Source organism: Limnothrix sp. HT2024 (assembly GCF_059138625.1).
Map to the genome: position 1 here is coordinate 4,518,921 of NZ_CM181121.1, position 17,493 is coordinate 4,536,413.

The window sequence follows — 17,493 nt, forward strand, 5'->3', positions numbered from 1 at the left end:
GAGTGCTCAATGGGACTTGCGTTTGCAAAGTATCACGGATTAGGGAATGACTTTATTCTGCTGGATAACCGCGATCGAGCAGAGCCAATTCTCTCGCCTGAACAGGCCGTGCAACTGTGCGATCGCCATTTTGGCATTGGGGCCGACGGTGTGATCTTTGTGCTGCCCGGCGAGCAGGGAGCCGATTACACCATGCGAATTTTTAACTCCGATGGTTCTGAACCGGAAATGTGCGGCAATGGCATTCGCTGCTTTGCCAAATATTTAGCGGCCCTAGAAGGCCTAGAAAACACCGAAAAAACCTACAAAGTCCACACGCTGGCGGGTTTCATTATCCCCACCATCCAGGCCGATGGCCAGGTGACCGTGGACATGGGCCAGCCAATTTTGGCAGCCGAACGGATTCCCACCACCCTGGGCACAACGGGTGAAACGGCCCTGGCCCGATCGCTCACGGCCGCGGGCCAAGATTGGACAGTAACCACCGTCAGCATGGGAAATCCCCACTGTGTCACCTTTGTGGAAGATGTGAGCGCGATCGACCTGCCCGCCATTGGCCCGCAAATCGAATGCCATCCGGCCTTCCCCCAAAAAACCAATGTGGAATTTGTGGAAGTGGTGCGGCGCGACTATCTACGAATGCGGGTTTGGGAGCGCGGCGCGGGCATTACGTTGGCCTGTGGAACGGGGGCCTGTGCAACACTGGTAGCAGCCGTGTTAAATGGCCACAGCGATCGAGTGGCTACGGTGGAGCTTCCCGGCGGCCCATTGCAGATCACCTGGGATGCTGTGAGCGATCGGATCCTCATGACGGGGCCGGCAGAAGCGGTTTTTAACGGGGTGTGGAGGGGCTGATGATCCGGCCCCGGGTCAAGTTAATCCGTCGCCAATGAGTCCGTCGCCCAAGCGGTGCTAAGGATTGGGGGCCGCCATGGCCCCCCGGCGATCACCAGTTCACGGCAGCAACTGAAGAGCAATAGGCATGAGCAGCGGAATTTACTTCGTACGCAATGATGGGCGACTCGTGGAGATGATGGAGCAGCCCTATGGGTCGGTGACGCTTCTTCAGGAACTCTTGGAAACTTACCCCAACCTATTGGCTGGCGATCGCAGCCTCATTAACCGTGATCAGGACTGGTTGGCCATCACTCGCCAGAACACGGTGACTTTTGATGACGAACGGGACGATCGCTGGTCTCTGGATCGGATTTTTCTCGATCGCAGCGGTGTGCCCACGGTGGTGGAAGTGTTTTGCAGCCACGGACGCGGCGGCGGTCAACAGGCCCAAGAGCTAATTGGCCAGGCGATTGAATATGCCGCGAACCTGTCGCAATATTGGCCGATCGAAACCATGCTGGCCCAATTTGAAGCCAACTGCCGCGCCAACGATCGGGATCCCGATCAAGTGGTGGAAGACTTCCTGGGCCACGATGAGGAAGAGGAACGTTTTTGGCAACAGGTGAAAACTAACCTGCAAGCGGGTCGAATCCGGATTGTGGTGGTTTCCGATGCCCTCTCGCCGGAACTGGTGCGGACGGTGGAATTTTTGAACGCCCAGATGGATCCGGCAGAAGTTCAGGCAATTGAACTGCGTCAATACGTGAGTGATGAAGGATTTCGCACCCTCGTGCCCCGATTAATTGGGCGCATGACCGACTCCAAGAGCGCTTCCCCCGCCCTCGATCGGCGGCGTTGGGACGAAGACAGCTTCTTCCAAGAATTCAGCGCCCGCCAGGGGGAAGACGAAGCCGCCATTGCACACCACATTTACGAGTGGTGTAGCGATCATCCCAACGTGGAGGTTTACTGGCGTACGGGCGACACCTACGGCGGGTTTGTGGCCATGTGTGATTTTGGGCGTGGCGAGTCCCATGAGCTGTTCAAAGTGGGGATTGATGGGGGCTTGGAAATCAATTCCAGCACCTACGCTTCTTGGTATCCCTTCACGCGCCACGACGAATGGATGGAATTGCGCAGCCACCTTAGCTCGATCGGCCTGGCCCTTCCGCCGGACTCACGGGAGCGCCGGGCCCCCAACTTCAGTCTTTCAACCCTGCGGGATGAACAATCGCTCCGGCAGGTTTTTGAAACCTTCAGTTGGGTGTTGGAACGGGTAAAACAGTCTTTGAATGACACCAAACGACGGGCAACCGATCGCGACTGGGCTGCTGGTTAGGATTCACGCAACCTGGCTCGCGCTCGCCACCTCGAAACATCGGGAGAGCTGCGGCGAGACAGAAACTGCGAAATGGAAATTGCGGAATAAAAACCGCAAAAAACCGCAAGAGAAAAACTTTGAGATTGACTGCACAAGGTTTGATTGAAACCCACTAGCAGCCTCTTGGCAGGAGCGTTTGGAAACATGGTGGTTGCGGGCAACAGGGATATGGCACAAACGAACCAAGAACCTAGGAACGGAGAACCCTGGAGCATTGATCAGGTGCGTTCCCAATTCCCCGCCCTAGACAACAAAACCTATTTCAACTACGGCGGCCAAGGGCCACTACCCCAAGGATCCCTGGAAGCCATGGTGCAAGCCTGGCAAACCATGCAGCAATTGGGCCCCTTCAGCAGCGCCGTGGGCGATTGGGTTGATGCGCAATTGGCCGCCACCCGCCAAGCCATTGCCCAGGAATTGCAGGTGAGTCCCGAGACGATCGCCCTGACTGAGAATGTGACGGCCGGCTGCAACATTGCCCTTTGGGGATTGCCTTGGCGATCGGGCGATCGGCTATTGATTAGCGATTCCGAGCATCCGGGGGTGGTGGCCGCCGCCCAGGCGATCGCCCAGCGCTGGGGAGTGACGATCGATCAATTTCCCCTGCGCGATCGCGTCCCTGAGCAACCGATCGTGGAAGCTATTTTGGCCCATCTACATCCCCAAACCCGCTTGGTGTTGGTGAGCCACGCCCTTTGGAATACGGGCGAAATTCTCGATGTGCAAGCCATTGCCCAAGCTTGCCGCCACCAACAGCCCTCCGTGCAAATCCTGGTTGATGCGGCCCAATCGGTGGGCCTGTTGCCCTTGAATCTGTCGGAATTGGAGATTGATTTCTATGCCTTCACGGGCCACAAGTGGTGTTGTGGACCCGATGGGTTGGGGGGATTGTATGTGAATCCCCGATCGAGCCTGGAGCCGACCTTTGTGGGCTGGCGCGGCATCACGGCCGATCGCCAAGGCAACCCCACGGGCCACAAAACCACCGGCCAGCGCTTTGAAGTGGCCACCTCCGCCTATGCGCTTGGGCTAGGTCTCCAATCGGCTCTGGACTTGCACCGCCGTTGGGGCACACCCCAGCAACGGTACGATCGAATCGTGCAGCTTGCCGGCCGTCTTTGGCAACATCTGCAAACTATTCCCCAGGTGGAATGTTGGCTGCCATATCCGCCGCCAACCGGCCTCGTTTCCTTCAAGGTCAGCGGCTCCCACAACGCTCGATCGCTCGTGGCCACCCTGGAAAAACAAAAATACTTGTTACGAACCCTGCCCAATCCCGATTGTGCGCGGGCCTGTGTTCATTACTTCACCCAAGAAGCAGAAGTCGATCGACTGGCGGAACTAATTCGATCGCTTGTAGCGGCCTAACTTTGACTTAATTTTGATCTAACTTAACCTAACTATTCGGCCTGGCATTTCAATTGGGCGATCGGCTTAATTGGGCGATCGACTGTAACAGCTCGCCAGAAATCTGGCCACGCCTACCCCCCCTCCCAACCAAATCAGAGCGGGGCAAATTTGCCATTAACCTTCGTCATTAATCTAGGAGAAAACCGCATGAAGCATGATTGGTTTCTGACTCTTTCCTCCTTGCCACAATCCCTAGCGAACAGCAATTCAGTTAACCATTCCAATGATTCAGTGGTCAGCAGTCTAGCGGCCGGCAGCATTCCCGAACTGATTAATATCCTCATTATCCTGCTCTTGCTGGCAACCACCGTGGCTCTGGTGACTCAGCGATTGAGAATTCCCTATGTCACCGGTTTGGTGCTGGCGGGGCTACCCATCACCGACTTGCTATCCCAGCGCATTGGTTTGGATCCGTCGCTGGTGCTCAATCTTTTTCTGCCAATTCTGATCTTTGAAGCGGCAATCAACACGGATATTAGTCGCCTTCGCAGCACCTTCAAACCGATCGCCCTGCTCGCAATTCCTGGCTCCTTATTATCCTCAGGGATCATTGCTGTTCTGGTGAAACTGAGTTTAGGGTTGGACTGGATTAATGCGCTTTTGATTGGCGTAATTTTGGCTAATACCGACACCGTTTCCATGATCGCGGTGTTTAAGGAACTGCGAGTTCCTTCGCGGCTTTCAACGATCGTTGAAGGCGAAACATTATTTAACGATGCCGCAGCCTTAGTGTCCTTCAATTTGTTGTTGGTCATTTACTCCACCGGTAGCATTACCATCGGTCAAGGCATCAAAGAGATGCTGCTTGTTTCCTTGGGTGGTGCATTCCTCGGAGCAGTTTTAGGCTATCTTTGCCTGCCAATTTTTAATCGCCTGCAAGATCCATTAAGCAGCTTGCTGCTAACCGTAGCATTGGCTTTAGGCACGTTCCAACTAGGCCAATTTTTGGGTGTTTCCGGTGCAGTAGCCGTCGTGATTGCTGGTTTGGTTTTTGGTAATTTGGGCTTGCCCCAAGCCACATCAGCCTCCTATCGGATTACGCTGCTCAGCTTCTGGGAATATGCTGGCTTTAGTGTAAATACATTCATTTTTCTGTTGATTGGCATTGAAATTAACCCCCTAACCCTTTGGAAAATTCTCCCGGCGGTTATTTTGGTGATCATTGCCTATCAATTGGGACGCATTATCTCTGTTTATTCGTTGCTGGCCGGCTTGCGTTGGTTCGATCGCCCAATTCCCCTCCGTTGGCAACATGTCCTAGTGCTCGGCAACATTAAAGGATCGCTGTCCATGGCCTTGGCGATCGCCATTCCTGTGGGCTTTGTTGGCCGGGAATTCATTATTGAGCTGATTTTTGGGGCAGTCCTATTTTCGTTGGTGATTCAGGGACTGGCATTGCCTTGGCTGATCAAGCAGCTCAACATCGGCCAAGGCAATGGAATATCCGAAGAAATTGGCCAATTACAAATTCAACTGATTGGGGCCAAGGCAGCGCAGGATGAACTTGCCCAGCTACTCAAGGCTGGCGTTTTACCAAAAGCAATTTATGAGGAGCTTTGGGCTGCTTATCAAGCCAAAGTCGCCGGATCAGAACGGGTTTTGAGGGAGGTCTATAACCAACACCAAGCCCATTTGGGTCTGCATCATCCCAATCAATTAGATGTGGTGCGAAGACAGTTAATGATTGCGGAAAAGGGTGCAATTAACGATGCCCTGCGCAAGCGGATTGTTCCAGAAGATGTGGTGCGACGCTATATCAAGGATTTGGATCAAAAGCTTCAGTCTCTGAGCGATGACTAGCAGTGAGTCCAAGGTATTTGATCATCGGCCGAACGAGTTCCGGCCGGGTCACGACCAAAATGGTAGAGCCAGCTTTCAAAACTGTTTGACCATTGGGAATTTCTAAGTTGCTACAAGCATGACTTTGATAACCAATGATGAGGGATCCCGTTGGGAAATCGGGATCTTGGGCAATCTGAGCGATCGTGCGATCGACCACATAACAGTCATTGGGAACAGGCAGCTTGAGCACTTCAACCTGACCCTGTTCAAAATGCATCATCGATTCCACTTCTGGGTATTCGATCGCATTGGCCATCGTGGCCACTGCCAAATCAATGGTGCTGATGATGTGGCTAGCGCCGGCTAAACGATAAGCATCCAGAAACTCGCGATCGAGCATCCGAACAACAGTGTGGGCAATGCCGTAACTTTTGGACAAGGTGATGAGCGCTAAATTCAAAGCATCATCCCTCAGGGCTGCTACCACCGCATTGGCCTGCCGGATCCCAGCCTCCAGAAGCACTGCGGTGCTGACTGCGCTGCCCTCGAAGGCCATCACCCCGATTTGTTCGCGAGCAAACCGACAGGCTAAGGGATCTTTGTCAATCACAGCAACGGTATGCCCCAGTTCTAGGAGTTGTTGGGCTAACCGCAATCCCATCATTCCTGCGCCACCGATGAGAACGTACATGGTTGTTGTACTTGCCTCGCAAATCTTGAATATCTCAGGTTAGCGCAGAGATGAAATTGCTTCCTTGAGCCGATGAATTGAATGTATTCATCAAGGAAGCGTAATCCAAGATTAGAGCAAGATTAAATCTCAAAAAGTGATGAAGAATATGGCTCAAAAATTGAAATTTTGATCACCAAAGATCGAGAACTCAACTTCAGGAACTAAATTCTAGAAACTAAAATTCAAAATCTAAACCTTGAGTCCTAGATTTTGATATTTGAATTTCAAGAACGGGGCTTCAAGAACCAGATTTCCCCAGGGGAGCCGTCTTGGGTTCGCATTGCCCTCCCAAAGCATTCACCACCGTGCAAGTATTGCTAATCAGCATGGTTTGATAGGTGGATCCCGCCGTTCCCGGTGCGCCGGGCCCGTCAATATAGAGCGGGTTGGCAGCTACCTGCACGCCGGCCTCGCGAGCAACGGTGGCGATCGTTTTGGGGTTGGTGGACGCTTCCGCAAAAATCGCTGGCACATTGGCCGCCTTGACCAGTTTCACCAGTTCCGCCAGCTTGCTGGGGGTTGGTCGCTCTTCGGTGCTCAGGCCGCTGAGGGCCCCTTTCACCTCAAATCCATAGGCTTGAGCGTAGTAGCGCAAGGCATCGTGGGTGGTGATGAGTCGCCGTCGATCGGGCGGGACGGTGGCCACTTGGGTTTGAATCCAGCGATCGAGTGCTTGCAGTTCGCCGGTCAGGGCCTGGGCAGCCTGTTGATAGCGATCGGCTTGGGCGGGAATCAGTTGACTCAGTTGGGCCGCCACGATCGCCGTTAGCTTTTGCCCATTTTGGGGGCTGTGCCACACGTGAGGATCCGCCACCAGTTCCGCCGCTTCCCCAGTTGCAGTTTTTGGATCTGCATCATGGTCGTGATCATGTTCCTCGGGTTTGGCGGCCGCTTCGGCTTTGTGGTCGTGGTCATTTTCATGGCCGTGGTCGTGGCCATGGTCGTGATCATGATCATGGGCGGCCATTTTCAGGGGACTGGGAACGGCCTTTTCAAAAATTGCCACTTTGGGGCCCTGGGTGGGGGCGCTGGTGAGGGTTTTGGTTAACCCTCCTTCAAAGTCGTAGCCGCCATAGAGCACGAGACTGGCAGACTCAATCGCGGCGCGATCGCTGGGGGTGGGTTCGTAGGTGTGGGGGTCGCGGCCGGGTTGCACCAAACAGGTGAGGTCGATCGTCTCGCCCGCAATTTGCTGGGCCAAGTCGCAAACCACGCCACCACTGGCCACCACCTTGGGGCGATCGGGATTGGCGGTGGTGTTGGTTGCTTGGGCGCTGTTACCGTTGGTTGTTCCCCCGGAGTTGGATCCAGTGCCGCAACCCGTTCCCAGCAGGGCCAGGCCAAGGGCAATCGCTGGCCATTGCATCCGCCCGATTCCCCGGTTGCGCGATCGCCGTTCCGCCATGGTTCGAGTCATCCCACCCATCAATCACACCTAAGCTTGCGGTTATGCCTCTGGTTGGCCCACGCCAAGATTCAGAGGCTTATCTAGAATGAGAATCATTCTCAATCACAAGCATAGAGCAATCGGACAAAGCGAGTCAATGGCGGAGCGAGGCGATCGATCAGCAGGTTTTGTCCCCGAGCGACTGCCTTGAACGGGGGCGCTGAATTGCTATTCTCGATGGCCGATGAATATTCACGGATGCCTAGAAAAAGAGATGGCTTTCCGGCTGAATATTGATTTCCATCGGAATGGCTTGCGGTTCTGCACTGAGAGCAAACAAAATGGCATCGGCCGCCGTTTCCGTGGACAGCATTTTGGCGCGATCGACCTTGAGGCTCACGTTGTCCCAAAAGGGTGAATCAATGCCACCAAAATAGAACAGCGTGACCTTGATCCCGTAGCGACGGGCTTCATCGGCCATGCATTTACTCAGGCCCGTGAGCGCAAATTTGGAAGCACAATAGGCCGCACCCATCGCCATGGAATGTTTGCCCAAAATGCCGATCACGTTGCAAATATGCCCCATTTTGCGATCTTTCATCACCTCAATGGCGGCTTGGCAAGTGTGAAAACTGCCCTTTAAATTCACCGCCAACATTTGATCCAGATCGGCTTCCGTGAGCTTATTAAACTGTTTGAGAATTCCCGCGCCCGCTGCATTGACCAGCGCATCAATCTGACCAAATTGGGCGATCGCTTGGGTGAATAAATTCGCCACCTGAGCCGCATCGGTAATATCCGTGGGAACCGCCAACACCGTAGCTCCCGTTCCCCGCAGTTCCGCTGCGAGGGCTGCCAATGGCTCCGTTCCCCGAGCCGCCAACACCAACGAGGTTCCAGCCGCTGCCAGCTTGCGAGCGAGGGTTGCGCCAATGCCCCCCGTGCCGCCAACAATGACGATTACTTTGCCTTTGAGCTTGCTTTGCCAGTCTTGCACGATCGAGTTGTTACTTTTCTTTACAAATCGTTACACCCTTAAGCTAGCACGGCTGTTGGAGGCCAAAACAGTTGAATTGGCTAAAAAGGCTGCTATCCCTTGCTCAGATCTTTAAAGGCGGTTCTTCAAGGGCGGCCCATTTGGCGCTTCAGTTGTTCCAGTTCTTCATCCATTTCCCAGCGTTGGAACTGCTCTTCTAGCGGATCGGCTCCCATTCCGCTGCTGTAGGTGGCTCGATCGCCGCTGTCCCAGGGCGATCGGCTGGTGCGGGTCTTGGCTTGGGCCTGGGTTTGCGCATCGGCCTGGGCTGCCCGCGCGGCCACCTCTTGCCGTTTGCTGGCCAATTGCGACACCAGGGTTTCTAACTGTTCAATGCGGGTTTTAATGCCCTGCATTTGTCCCCAAAGTTGATTGCCCTTGCGCAAGAGGGCGGCTTCTCGTTCGCGGGCGGCGGCGGCGAGTTGGTGTTCTCCAGCGGCTTCCACCTTTTCGATGCGAATATGCCAACGCTGCACGTCCTGGGCTGTTTCCCAAATGTCAGCTTTCAGTTGCTGTTCTTGGGTGTGCAATTCCCCGATCGATCGCTTGGCATCGGCTTCCTGTTCCCGCAGTTGCTCCTCTAGGGCCCGCAACTCTAGCTCGGGATGTTCGCGCAGAAAGGCTTCTAGCCGAGCTTCTAAAAACTGACTGAGATCATCGAGCAAACTCACGCGATCGCTCCTTGCGTTTCAATCCTCGCCCAGCCCAGGGGCCGGGCGCTGCATTACAGACTCAGCGTACTCCTCTGGCACAACGACTGGTTTCAATCAGCACCATCGAAGGGGTCACCCATTAGCTACTCGGGAATGGCTGCTTAACATAATTCTCAAAAATCGCCAAAGGTACGCAATCGATGCCGCCGCCAGTCCGATGTATGTACCCAGCCAAACCCCCACCCCTGACCAGGGAGCATAAAATCCCAGCAGATAGCTCATCGTTAAGCCAATACCCCAATAGGCAATCATTCCAAGCAACACCGGAATTCGCGTATCTTGCAAACCTTGCAAAACACCATTCGCGGTTCGTTGTAAACCATCTAAGACCAGTCCGCAAGCTGCAAGCTTCATGAGTGTAATACTCATACCTATGGCATCGGCATTAGCTGGATTACTCAGATCAAGATACAGACCAACAACTTGACGAGGATGAGTAAACAGAGCAATTCCCATGAAAAACATAAATGTGACTGCCAGTCCAATACTGACTAAAGCTGCTTGTTGAATCTGTTTCCAATTTCGTTGACCAAACCACTGCCCAACTCGAACAGTTGCAGCATAAGACATTGCTAAGGGAACCATAAATAGAACAAGTACAGTTTGTGATACGACTTGATGAGCCGCTAAAACTGGCGTTCCAAGCGCTCCCATGAAAAAGCTAACCGTTGTGTATAGTCCATATTCCAAAACAGCAGCAACACCAATTGGCCCACCTACCCAGAGTAGCTGTTGCAAAATTTTGGGTTTCAGGTGATGAAGAGCGTGAAACAGAGAGTATGGCTGAAGTGGTTTATGCCAAAGCATATACACCAGCAATGATATAAACATGATCCAATGAGCGCCAATGCTTGCAACGGCTAGTCCTGAAATTCCTAAATTTGGAAAACCGAATTGACCAAATCCCAGAACATAGTTGCCAATGATATTGAACAAGGTTGCAATCACTACGATAAACATCACTGGGTGTGCTTCAGAAAGTGCAACGATGCAACCTCTTAGCGTGGCAAAGGCGATCGCTGGAAATAATCCCCACGCCATCACACTCAGATACTGATCTGAGAGAATTACTGTTGTTTCAGCTTGTCCGAATTGATGCATCAATCCATCGAGATGAGTAATCATCTGCATTCCTGGAACCGATAATAGTAAAGAAATCCACAAGCCATGACGAAGTAATTGCCCAATTCGTTTAGTTTGACCAGCACCATAAGCTTCTGCTACCAACGGACTGACACCAGAAATTAATCCCACCCCAGCCATCATGAATGCCATGAAAATCATGGTGGCTAATCCACCTGCTGCGAGCACATCTTGCCCCAGCCAACCCATCATGACGGTATCGACAAACCCCGTCGCTGCTTGAGCAACTTGGGCACCTGCAAGGGGCAGTGCCAATTTGAGAAATTCACGGGCTTCCGCCTGAATGTTAAGTCGAGTTGCAATATTTGCCATGACATTGATCTCAAGGATGAAAGGAGGAAATACAGAACGATCAACTACGGCATAGCAAACTTCCTCTAGAGGCATTCTCTAGAGCCAGAAAAGATTGCTCAAAGCAATTCAGCAAATGCCCAATTGAAGCAAAAATATTGACGAAGTACGTTATAGGATCGGCTAAGGTTGTGCCATCTTCAGAGCCGTTTCAATGACTTGCGATCGCAATGAATCTTCCAAAGGTGCAAAGTTATGTAAGTGGGTTAACCACAAGCCATCCATTGCCAAGCGAATGACGGTAGCGACTGCGGGATCAAGTCCGCTAGCAAGAATCTTTTCATGGCATTCCTGCCAAAAATCTCGCATTGGCTTTAGCAAATCAGGATTAGTAAAATTTGCGGCTAGTAAGTTGAAGTGCAGTTCATAATTTTCCTGATCATCCAGTGCTGACGCTCGAACATAAGCTCTGACCCAATGTCCTGGTGTCTCGGGTGCTGGATCTTTTTCAAGTTCCTGATGCAATGTTTCAACAAATTTGTCTAATGCTTGCTGAACCATGCCAGAAATCAACGCTTCTTTGCTGGGAAAGTGATGCAGCAATCCACCTTTGCTCACACCGGCTTCCATGGCAACTGCATCTAGTGTGAGCGCGTCAACCCCCTGCTTGACGACTACTTGATTAGCAGCGGCCAACAGAAGGCCGGGTTGGATAGACGTAGCACGAGATTTTCTTGCAGAAACCATGACCTTTAATCCTTTGGACGATAGAGCGATTATCGCGGCCGCAAGCAGCGAGTTTTCAAAAACCGTCTAGTCGGTCGGATATCAGAAACATACCGTCTGGTTGGTCGGATGTCAAGTTTGCCCTGTTGGTGAAGCGGCGAGCAGGGCCTGGGCTGTGTGCTTCAGGTGACTGCCCATAAACCCTGAAGCACTGGTTGCCCTTGTTGACCCTGACCGATCACGAGGATGTTAACTATCACTTTGAGCAAGGTTTGTTGGACTTTCTGGATTGGAAGATGAACAGAAGACGAAAACCGGAATGCTTTGAGCAGGTCATACTCGCCGGTTCAATTCTGCATTCGGCCCCAACTAATCAACCGCGTTCGGCAATCGACACCACCAGCCGCCCGCCCTCAATTCGTCAACCTATGCTTTACTATCGACAAGCATCCCGACTTCGGATCTATTGCAATTCATCCCCCTTTGCAGTCCCCCTTTGCAGTCAATGACCTCTGAATCGATTCGCCAGCGCTCTGACCTGCTTGGAACGCAAATCATTACCCGAAACACTGGCAAGCGCCTGGGCATCATTAGCCAGGTTTGGGTCGATATTGATCGCCAGGAGATTATTGGCTTTGGCGTAAAGGACAATATCCTCGCCGTTTCGGCCATGCCGCGCTTCATGAATCTGGATAGCATCAGCCAAATTGGTGATGTGATCCTGGTGGAGGACGATCGGGCGATCGAGGACTACATTGAAGCGGATGCCTACAACACCTTGATTGGTTGTGAGGTGATCACCGAAACTGGCGAACTGCTGGGGAAGGTGCGCGGGTTCAAGTTTGATGTGGAAGATGGCAAGCTGGTTTCGATCGTTATTGCCTCGCTCGGCCTGCCCCAAGTGCCCGAACAGGTGATCAGCACCTATGAACTCCCGATCGAAGAAGTGGTCAGCACGGGCCCCGATCGGTTGATTGTGTTTGAAGGGGCCGAAGCCCGCCTGATTCAACTCAGCGTTGGTGTTCTGGAGCGTTTGGGCCTCAGCAGCCCTCCCTGGGAACGGGATGAAGAGGATCTGTACTTTACCCCCACCGCTGCCCCCGGCAACCAACTGGCCTCTGGGTTGCGCACCGAAGCCCGTCCAGAAATTCGCACCGAAACCCGGGCTGAGCGCCGCTACGAAGAGGAAGCTTGGGAAGAGGAAACCTGGGAAGAGCCGGCCCCGCGCTATGGCCAACAACGCCGCCAAGATTATGACGAGGACGACAACTGGAGCGATCAGCCCCCGCGCCGCGAACGGGGCCGCGAGTATGTGCGGGAAGATGAGTATGACTATGAGGAAGTCTACGATCGCTACGATGACAACGTAGATTCCGATGCTTGGACTGATGAGGAACCGGGCTACCGCGCACCCAAGCTAGAGATTCCCGAGAAGGTGCGGCAACGGGAACCGGAATACGAAGATTACTAGGGACTGTCGTCGTTGAGCCTGAAACCCTAGATCTGCCGTTAGCGAATCATGGGGGATAAGGGGCTTGAGCAATCTTGTCCCCCATGATGGTCAGGGTATGACCGATTAGCTGCTGTAGCCCACACCCAGCCAATGACAACAGCCGACCACGGCGGTGCAACGGGATATGGGATCGATCGGGCAGAATCGATCGGGCAGGGGGCCTATTCGCCCGTGGCGTAGCGAACCAGGTTCAGCAACTGTTGCCGGAGGGTTTCGAGACCTAGGCGATCGCCTGCGGAAATAAACACCCCGTGGGGACATTCCGCCTTGGCCTGCTCGATCGCCTCGGAGCTGGCCGCGTCGATTTTGTTAAAAACCAGCAACTCCGGCCCCGGGACGATCGGCATTTCACCCAAAATCTCATGCACCGCCGCAATATGTCGGGGCCAGGAAGGATGGGATAAATCCACCAAGTGCAACAGGGCTTCTGCTTCCGTCACCTCCTCCAGGGTGGCGCGGAAGGCATCCATCAAGGGCGGGGGCAGCTCTTGAATAAACCCCACCGTGTCCGTGAGCAGGATTGATCGCCCCTCGGTGGGTTCCGCAAATTCGGGGCTGTCTGGAAATTCCGATTCAGCGATCGGGGCGATCGGGGCGGGCACAGTCAGGGTCAGGCGGCGAGTGGTTGGATCCAACGTGGCAAACAGTTGATCGGCCGCGTAGACCTCCGCATCGGTTAGCACGTTCAACAGGGTTGATTTTCCAGCGTTGGTGTAACCCACGATCGCCACGGTGGGCACATCGTGGTGTTGGCGACGTTGGCGCAGGCGGTTGCGGTGGGCCTGGAGTTCGTTCACCTCCCGTTGCAAGCGAGAAATGCGCCGTTGAATCACCCGGCGTTCGGTTTCCAATTTGGTTTCACCGGGCCCCCGGGTTCCAATGCCACCGCCCAACCGAGACATGGCCTGGCCACGGCCCGTCAGTCGCGGCATGAGATATTCCAACTGGGCCAGTTCCACTTGCAGCTTGCCCGCGCCCGATCGGGCCCGTTGCGCAAAGATATCGAGAATCACCTCGGTGCGATCGACCACGCGCGTGCCGATGAATTTTTCCAAGTTGCGGATTTGGGCCGGGGACAAGTCCCGATCGAACGCCACCAGGTTGGCCCCCAAGCTCTGGGCCTGGAGGGCAATTTCTTCCACCTTCCCTTCACCTACCACGGTTTGAGGATGGGGGCGCGATCGCTTTTGGCGCACCACGCCGACCACGGAACCGCCGGCCGTGTCCACCAGCCGATCGAGTTCCGCCAACCCGTCTTCAAAGGCCCTGGGATCCCGATCGCTCGTTTGCACCCCCACCAACAACACCCGATCGCCCGCTTGATCAATCTCTAAGCCGGACACTTCCCGGGCAAACTCGGCCTCCAGCCCCGTCACAAAGTCCAGAAAGTCCTGTTCCGCCAAATCCTCGATCGGGACAGGCGGCAACACCGTGGTGCTTTGGGTGACGCTCTCGGCCGCCGATTCTGTCCCTCGCACCACCAGCCCCGGCAGATTGGACGGCGGCAACAGATGGGCCACCCGTGCCGATTTCACATAGCCCCCCACACCGCCGCCGCGCCGCGCAAAACCACTGCCCGTGAGCGGTAACCAAACCAATGCATCCAACCGTTGCAGAGCCAAGGCCGTCAAGGCTCCGGTTCCTGGCTGGTCTGACTCGGGCGCAGTGGCCATGCAGCGAATTCCGCACAGGCGCTCGGCCCCATAACGCGGCAATTCCAAAGGCGGGATCTGGGTTTGGCGCGGTGTGCCCACGCCGACTCGAATCACCTGGCCCCGCCGGTTAACGTAAACGCAAAGGGGTTTTTCCAGTTCGGTGCTGATGGCGGCCAGGCGCTGGGCAAATTCCGGCGTGGTGAAGCGATCGCCGGGCACGCGCTGATGATAGAGCCGCTTCAGTTGTTTGAGCTGGTTGGTTTTGAGACCTTTCAGATCTCCATGAATGGTTTCGATAAGCCACCTCAGAATGCGACAAAAAATGGAAAAGAATGGAACGGCAAAATGAGCCAGATCCCCAAACGGCGATCGCCGCACATCTCCCGCCGGGGAGGGGCGATCGGGCGGTGGAGAATGGTTCAATTTTAGGCGGGCCGGGCCGGCTAAGGCGAGGGGGATCCCTGATCCTTAGGCGGTTCAACGGCTCAACCATGCTCAAACCATCTCGTTAGCCGATGTCGTTAACCTGTGGCGTTAACCGGCTGATTAGCCCATTCCAGCGCCATGCCACTTCCCGATCGCCCCGTTACTGATCCCCCCGGCTCAGGCCTGCTCACGGCTCGTCTGATCGTGCTGATTGGGCCGCCGGGCTGTGGCAAGTCCACCCTGGCCCGTCAGTGGCAAGCCGCCGCTCCCGATCGGCATTGGATTTCCACCGATGCCATTCGGGCTGAACTCTTTGGTGATGCGGCTGTTCAGGGCGATTGGTCAGCCATTTGGCAGGTGGTGTGCGATCGACTGCAAACCGTGATCGCCAACGCAGCCGATGCCGTTTACGATGCCACCAATGCTGACCCGCGCCAACGACAGCGAATCTTAGAAACCGCTCGGGAATTGGGTTTTAACCAGATCATCGGCTGGTGGGTGCAAACCCCGTTGGAGCAATGCTTGGCCTGGAATGCCCAGCGCGATCGACAGGTTCCCGCCCATGTCATTGAACGGATGGCTCAACAATTGGATCGATCGCCCCCGGAACTGGCAGAAGGCTTTGATCAATTGGAAACCATGAGCCTGACTAACAATCTGCCCAGTGACCCCGCGCCTGAATGACATTCCGTCACTCAGCCCAATGAGTGATGATGGATCGTAATCAATAGCAACGAATCAATAACAACGGGTTGGGGGCGAAAGTTGACGCGATCGAGCCATACCCGCTTCTACCCAGTCAATACCCTCAACCTCAATTCGCCAACGGTTATCGCTACTAGTCACAGCTTCTAGGGCGATTGGTTTATCTTTTCGATCAAAAGTGCCGCGATCGCCGATCCCTAGCAGCGATTCATTTAATGAGCGTCCATCGCGACTCAAAATGCTGGCTTCTGATTTCACGACATAGCGCACCGTTACATTGCTCACAGGTTTACCCGTTCGGTTTTGCACAGAACCCATGAGATGAACGATCAAGCGTTGACTGGGGCTAGCCTGCTCGGTGCGACGCTCTGCTTGAACGCGGCACTGCAACAACTCCACATTGCCGCCCCCGTTGGCACTCGTAGCCTCCGGAGGTGGCCCCATTGGCACTGATGCCGGAGCGCTGGTTGGTGAAGTTAGACCGTTGCCCGACCGACCACACCAAGCACTCAGATCTCGGCGGTTGCCAGCCGCATCGGTGAAGTAGCACAGGGGGTCTGTGTCCTGGCCCTGGGCTGATTTGCCAAAGCCCGCCGTGAGCAACAATCCTGTCACCATCAGGGCCGAAAGCTTGACTCGAGGAACCATGGCAGCTTGGAACTCAAAAGCTTACATAAAATGCTTCGTTTAATGATATCTGGGTTTTCGCAGGAAAGGGAATTTACAAATAATTAGAAAATCAAGGTTTGGGGGCGGGTGTTGCGCCCCCGTTGTTTTGATGGGAGATGGGCATTTAGCCGAAAACGCGGTGTTCCAGGCAGGGCATTTGGCGACGGACTTGGGCCAGTCGATCGGGGTTGATTTCCGCGATTGCGAGGCCCACCGGATCTCCCGCGTCGGCCAAGATTGTGCCCCAAGGATCAATAATCACCGCGTGGCCATGGGACTGGCGGCGGCCGTAGTGGAGACCCGTTTGGGCCGGAGCGATCGCGTAACAGGTGTTCTCGATCGCCCGGGCTTGCAGCAACACTTGCCAATGATCCTTGCCCGTGTAGGCCGTGAACGCTGCGGGCACAAACAACACATCTGCGCCCTGTTTGGACAGGTGGCGATATAGCTCCGGAAACCGCACGTCATAACAAACCGAGAGACCCAAATTGCCCAAATTGTCCGATCGGTAGAGGGGCGGCAAGTGGGAACCTGCTAGCACCGTTTGCGATTCGCGGTAGGTGTTGCCGTCGGGCAAATCCACATCGAACAAATGCACCTTTTCATATCGCACCACGAAGCCATCGGGATCCACCAGCAGCGCCGTGTTGGCCACCTGGTTGTCCGGCACTGGCACGGGAAATCCACCTCCCAAAATGGTGACCTGATATTTTTGGGCCATGGTTTTCAGGAATTTTTCGCTGGCGGCGGCGATCTCGCTGGCCTGGGCGAGTTTTTCGTTTTCTTCACCCAAAAAGGAGAAGTTTTCCGGCAGGCCAATCAGTTCTGCCCCCCGGTTCACGGCCAGATCAATTAAGTCTTCGGCTTGGGCCAAGTTGTGGGCCAGATCGGGCTGGCTGTTCATTTGGACTGCCGCCGCCAGGTAGGACTTCATAGGCTCAGATCGGTTTAACAACAGGAATTAGGGGCAGATGGCCCGCATTAGATTATCCGTAAATTCTTCCCATTCGTTGCGTTCAGTTACACCAAGTCATTAACCATGGCGAGTCCCAAGGGCGGAATCAGCCGAATCAGCAGAATTAATTG

The 17,493-nt window shown here is 54.4% G+C and carries 15 protein-coding genes; 6 read left to right on the top strand and 9 right to left on the bottom strand.

Annotated features, from left to right (window positions below):
• The first annotated feature begins 9 nt into the window (after positions 1–9).
• From dapF to AC2IAX_RS18505, 4 genes are all read left to right on the top strand, one after another.
• Complete coding sequence (gene dapF / locus AC2IAX_RS18490) at positions 10–855, top strand: diaminopimelate epimerase (RefSeq protein ID WP_494388759.1); 846 nt, start codon at positions 10–12, stop codon at positions 853–855.
• Positions 856–982: 127 nt separating this feature from the next.
• A complete protein-coding gene (locus tag AC2IAX_RS18495) occupies positions 983–2,176 on the top strand; it encodes a hypothetical protein (RefSeq protein ID WP_494388760.1) in 1,194 nt (397 codons plus the stop codon).
• A gap of 210 nt (positions 2,177–2,386) precedes the next feature.
• Complete coding sequence (locus tag AC2IAX_RS18500; RefSeq protein WP_494388761.1) at positions 2,387–3,586, top strand: aminotransferase class V-fold PLP-dependent enzyme; 1,200 nt, start codon at positions 2,387–2,389, stop codon at positions 3,584–3,586.
• Positions 3,587–3,775: 189 nt separating this feature from the next.
• Entirely contained in the window at positions 3,776–5,428 is a 1,653-nt protein-coding gene (locus AC2IAX_RS18505; protein WP_494388762.1) for a cation:proton antiporter, read from the top strand.
• Here the strand turns inward: AC2IAX_RS18505 and AC2IAX_RS18510 are convergent.
• The 6 genes from AC2IAX_RS18510 to AC2IAX_RS18535 all read right to left on the bottom strand — a co-directional run bounded on the left by AC2IAX_RS18510 (position 5,385) and on the right by AC2IAX_RS18535 (position 11,460).
• Positions 5,385–6,101 (bottom strand): potassium channel family protein, encoded by a 717-nt coding sequence (locus AC2IAX_RS18510; RefSeq protein ID WP_494388763.1) that lies wholly within the window; start codon positions 6,099–6,101, stop codon positions 5,385–5,387. The genes AC2IAX_RS18505 and AC2IAX_RS18510 overlap by 44 nt on opposite strands.
• Before the next feature lie 280 nt (positions 6,102–6,381).
• Positions 6,382–7,560: a metal ABC transporter substrate-binding protein gene (locus tag AC2IAX_RS18515; RefSeq protein ID WP_494388764.1), complete on the bottom strand. Its 1,179-nt coding sequence runs from the start codon at positions 7,558–7,560 to the stop codon at positions 6,382–6,384.
• Between the two features lie 232 nt (positions 7,561–7,792).
• Positions 7,793–8,527 carry an SDR family oxidoreductase gene (locus AC2IAX_RS18520; protein WP_494388765.1) on the bottom strand — a complete coding sequence of 245 codons (735 nt, stop codon included), beginning with the start codon at positions 8,525–8,527 and terminating at the stop codon, positions 7,793–7,795.
• Positions 8,528–8,652: 125 nt separating this feature from the next.
• Positions 8,653–9,237 carry a TIGR04376 family protein gene (locus tag AC2IAX_RS18525; protein ID WP_494388766.1) on the bottom strand — a complete coding sequence of 195 codons (585 nt, stop codon included), beginning with the start codon at positions 9,235–9,237 and terminating at the stop codon, positions 8,653–8,655.
• A 114-nt stretch (positions 9,238–9,351) separates the two neighbouring features.
• Entirely contained in the window at positions 9,352–10,734 is a 1,383-nt protein-coding gene (locus AC2IAX_RS18530; RefSeq protein ID WP_494388767.1) for an MATE family efflux transporter, read from the bottom strand.
• A gap of 162 nt (positions 10,735–10,896) precedes the next feature.
• Entirely contained in the window at positions 10,897–11,460 is a 564-nt protein-coding gene (locus tag AC2IAX_RS18535; RefSeq protein WP_494388768.1) for a TetR/AcrR family transcriptional regulator, read from the bottom strand.
• Positions 11,461–11,944: 484 nt separating this feature from the next.
• On the opposite strand from AC2IAX_RS18535, the gene AC2IAX_RS18540 reads away from it, so the two are divergent.
• On the top strand, positions 11,945–12,910 hold the full coding sequence (locus tag AC2IAX_RS18540) for a PRC-barrel domain-containing protein (RefSeq protein WP_494388769.1): 966 nt from the start codon (positions 11,945–11,947) through the stop codon (positions 12,908–12,910).
• Positions 12,911–13,113: 203 nt separating this feature from the next.
• Here AC2IAX_RS18540 and hflX read toward each other — a convergent pair whose 3' ends face one another.
• Positions 13,114–14,904 carry a GTPase HflX gene (hflX, locus tag AC2IAX_RS18545; RefSeq protein WP_494390440.1) on the bottom strand — a complete coding sequence of 597 codons (1,791 nt, stop codon included), beginning with the start codon at positions 14,902–14,904 and terminating at the stop codon, positions 13,114–13,116.
• Between the two features lie 267 nt (positions 14,905–15,171).
• On the opposite strand from hflX, the gene AC2IAX_RS18550 reads away from it, so the two are divergent.
• The gene (locus AC2IAX_RS18550) at positions 15,172–15,717 is read left to right on the top strand and encodes an AAA family ATPase (RefSeq protein ID WP_494388770.1); all 546 of its coding nucleotides are present in this window, start codon (positions 15,172–15,174) and stop codon (positions 15,715–15,717) included.
• Positions 15,718–15,771: 54 nt separating this feature from the next.
• Here the strand turns inward: AC2IAX_RS18550 and AC2IAX_RS18555 are convergent, their stop codons facing one another.
• On the bottom strand, positions 15,772–16,386 hold the full coding sequence (locus AC2IAX_RS18555; RefSeq protein WP_494388771.1) for a hypothetical protein: 615 nt from the start codon (positions 16,384–16,386) through the stop codon (positions 15,772–15,774).
• 145 nt (positions 16,387–16,531) lie between these two features.
• A complete protein-coding gene (locus AC2IAX_RS18560) occupies positions 16,532–17,341 on the bottom strand; it encodes a carbon-nitrogen hydrolase family protein (RefSeq protein WP_494388772.1) in 810 nt (269 codons plus the stop codon).
• Between the last annotated feature and the right edge of the window lie 152 nt (positions 17,342–17,493).

Excerpts from the sequence above, each read along its gene's own strand:
- AC2IAX_RS18555 (WP_494388771.1), bottom strand. The coding sequence starts at position 16,386 with ATGGTTCCTCGAGTCAAGCTTTCGGCCCTGATGGTGACAGGATTGTTG.
- dapF (WP_494388759.1), top strand. The coding sequence starts at position 10 with ATGGGACTTGCGTTTGCAAAGTATCACGGATTAGGGAATGACTTTATT.
- AC2IAX_RS18510 (WP_494388763.1), bottom strand. The coding sequence starts at position 6,101 with ATGTACGTTCTCATCGGTGGCGCAGGAATGATGGGATTGCGGTTAGCC.
- AC2IAX_RS18515 (WP_494388764.1), bottom strand. The coding sequence starts at position 7,560 with ATGACTCGAACCATGGCGGAACGGCGATCGCGCAACCGGGGAATCGGG.
- AC2IAX_RS18540 (WP_494388769.1), top strand. The coding sequence starts at position 11,945 with ATGACCTCTGAATCGATTCGCCAGCGCTCTGACCTGCTTGGAACGCAA.
- AC2IAX_RS18495 (WP_494388760.1), top strand. The coding sequence starts at position 983 with ATGAGCAGCGGAATTTACTTCGTACGCAATGATGGGCGACTCGTGGAG.
- AC2IAX_RS18530 (WP_494388767.1), bottom strand. The coding sequence starts at position 10,734 with ATGGCAAATATTGCAACTCGACTTAACATTCAGGCGGAAGCCCGTGAA.
- AC2IAX_RS18505 (WP_494388762.1), top strand. The coding sequence starts at position 3,776 with ATGAAGCATGATTGGTTTCTGACTCTTTCCTCCTTGCCACAATCCCTA.
- AC2IAX_RS18535 (WP_494388768.1), bottom strand. The coding sequence starts at position 11,460 with ATGGTTTCTGCAAGAAAATCTCGTGCTACGTCTATCCAACCCGGCCTT.
- AC2IAX_RS18500 (WP_494388761.1), top strand. The coding sequence starts at position 2,387 with ATGGCACAAACGAACCAAGAACCTAGGAACGGAGAACCCTGGAGCATT.
- AC2IAX_RS18550 (WP_494388770.1), top strand. The coding sequence starts at position 15,172 with ATGCCACTTCCCGATCGCCCCGTTACTGATCCCCCCGGCTCAGGCCTG.
- AC2IAX_RS18560 (WP_494388772.1), bottom strand. The coding sequence starts at position 17,341 with ATGAAGTCCTACCTGGCGGCGGCAGTCCAAATGAACAGCCAGCCCGAT.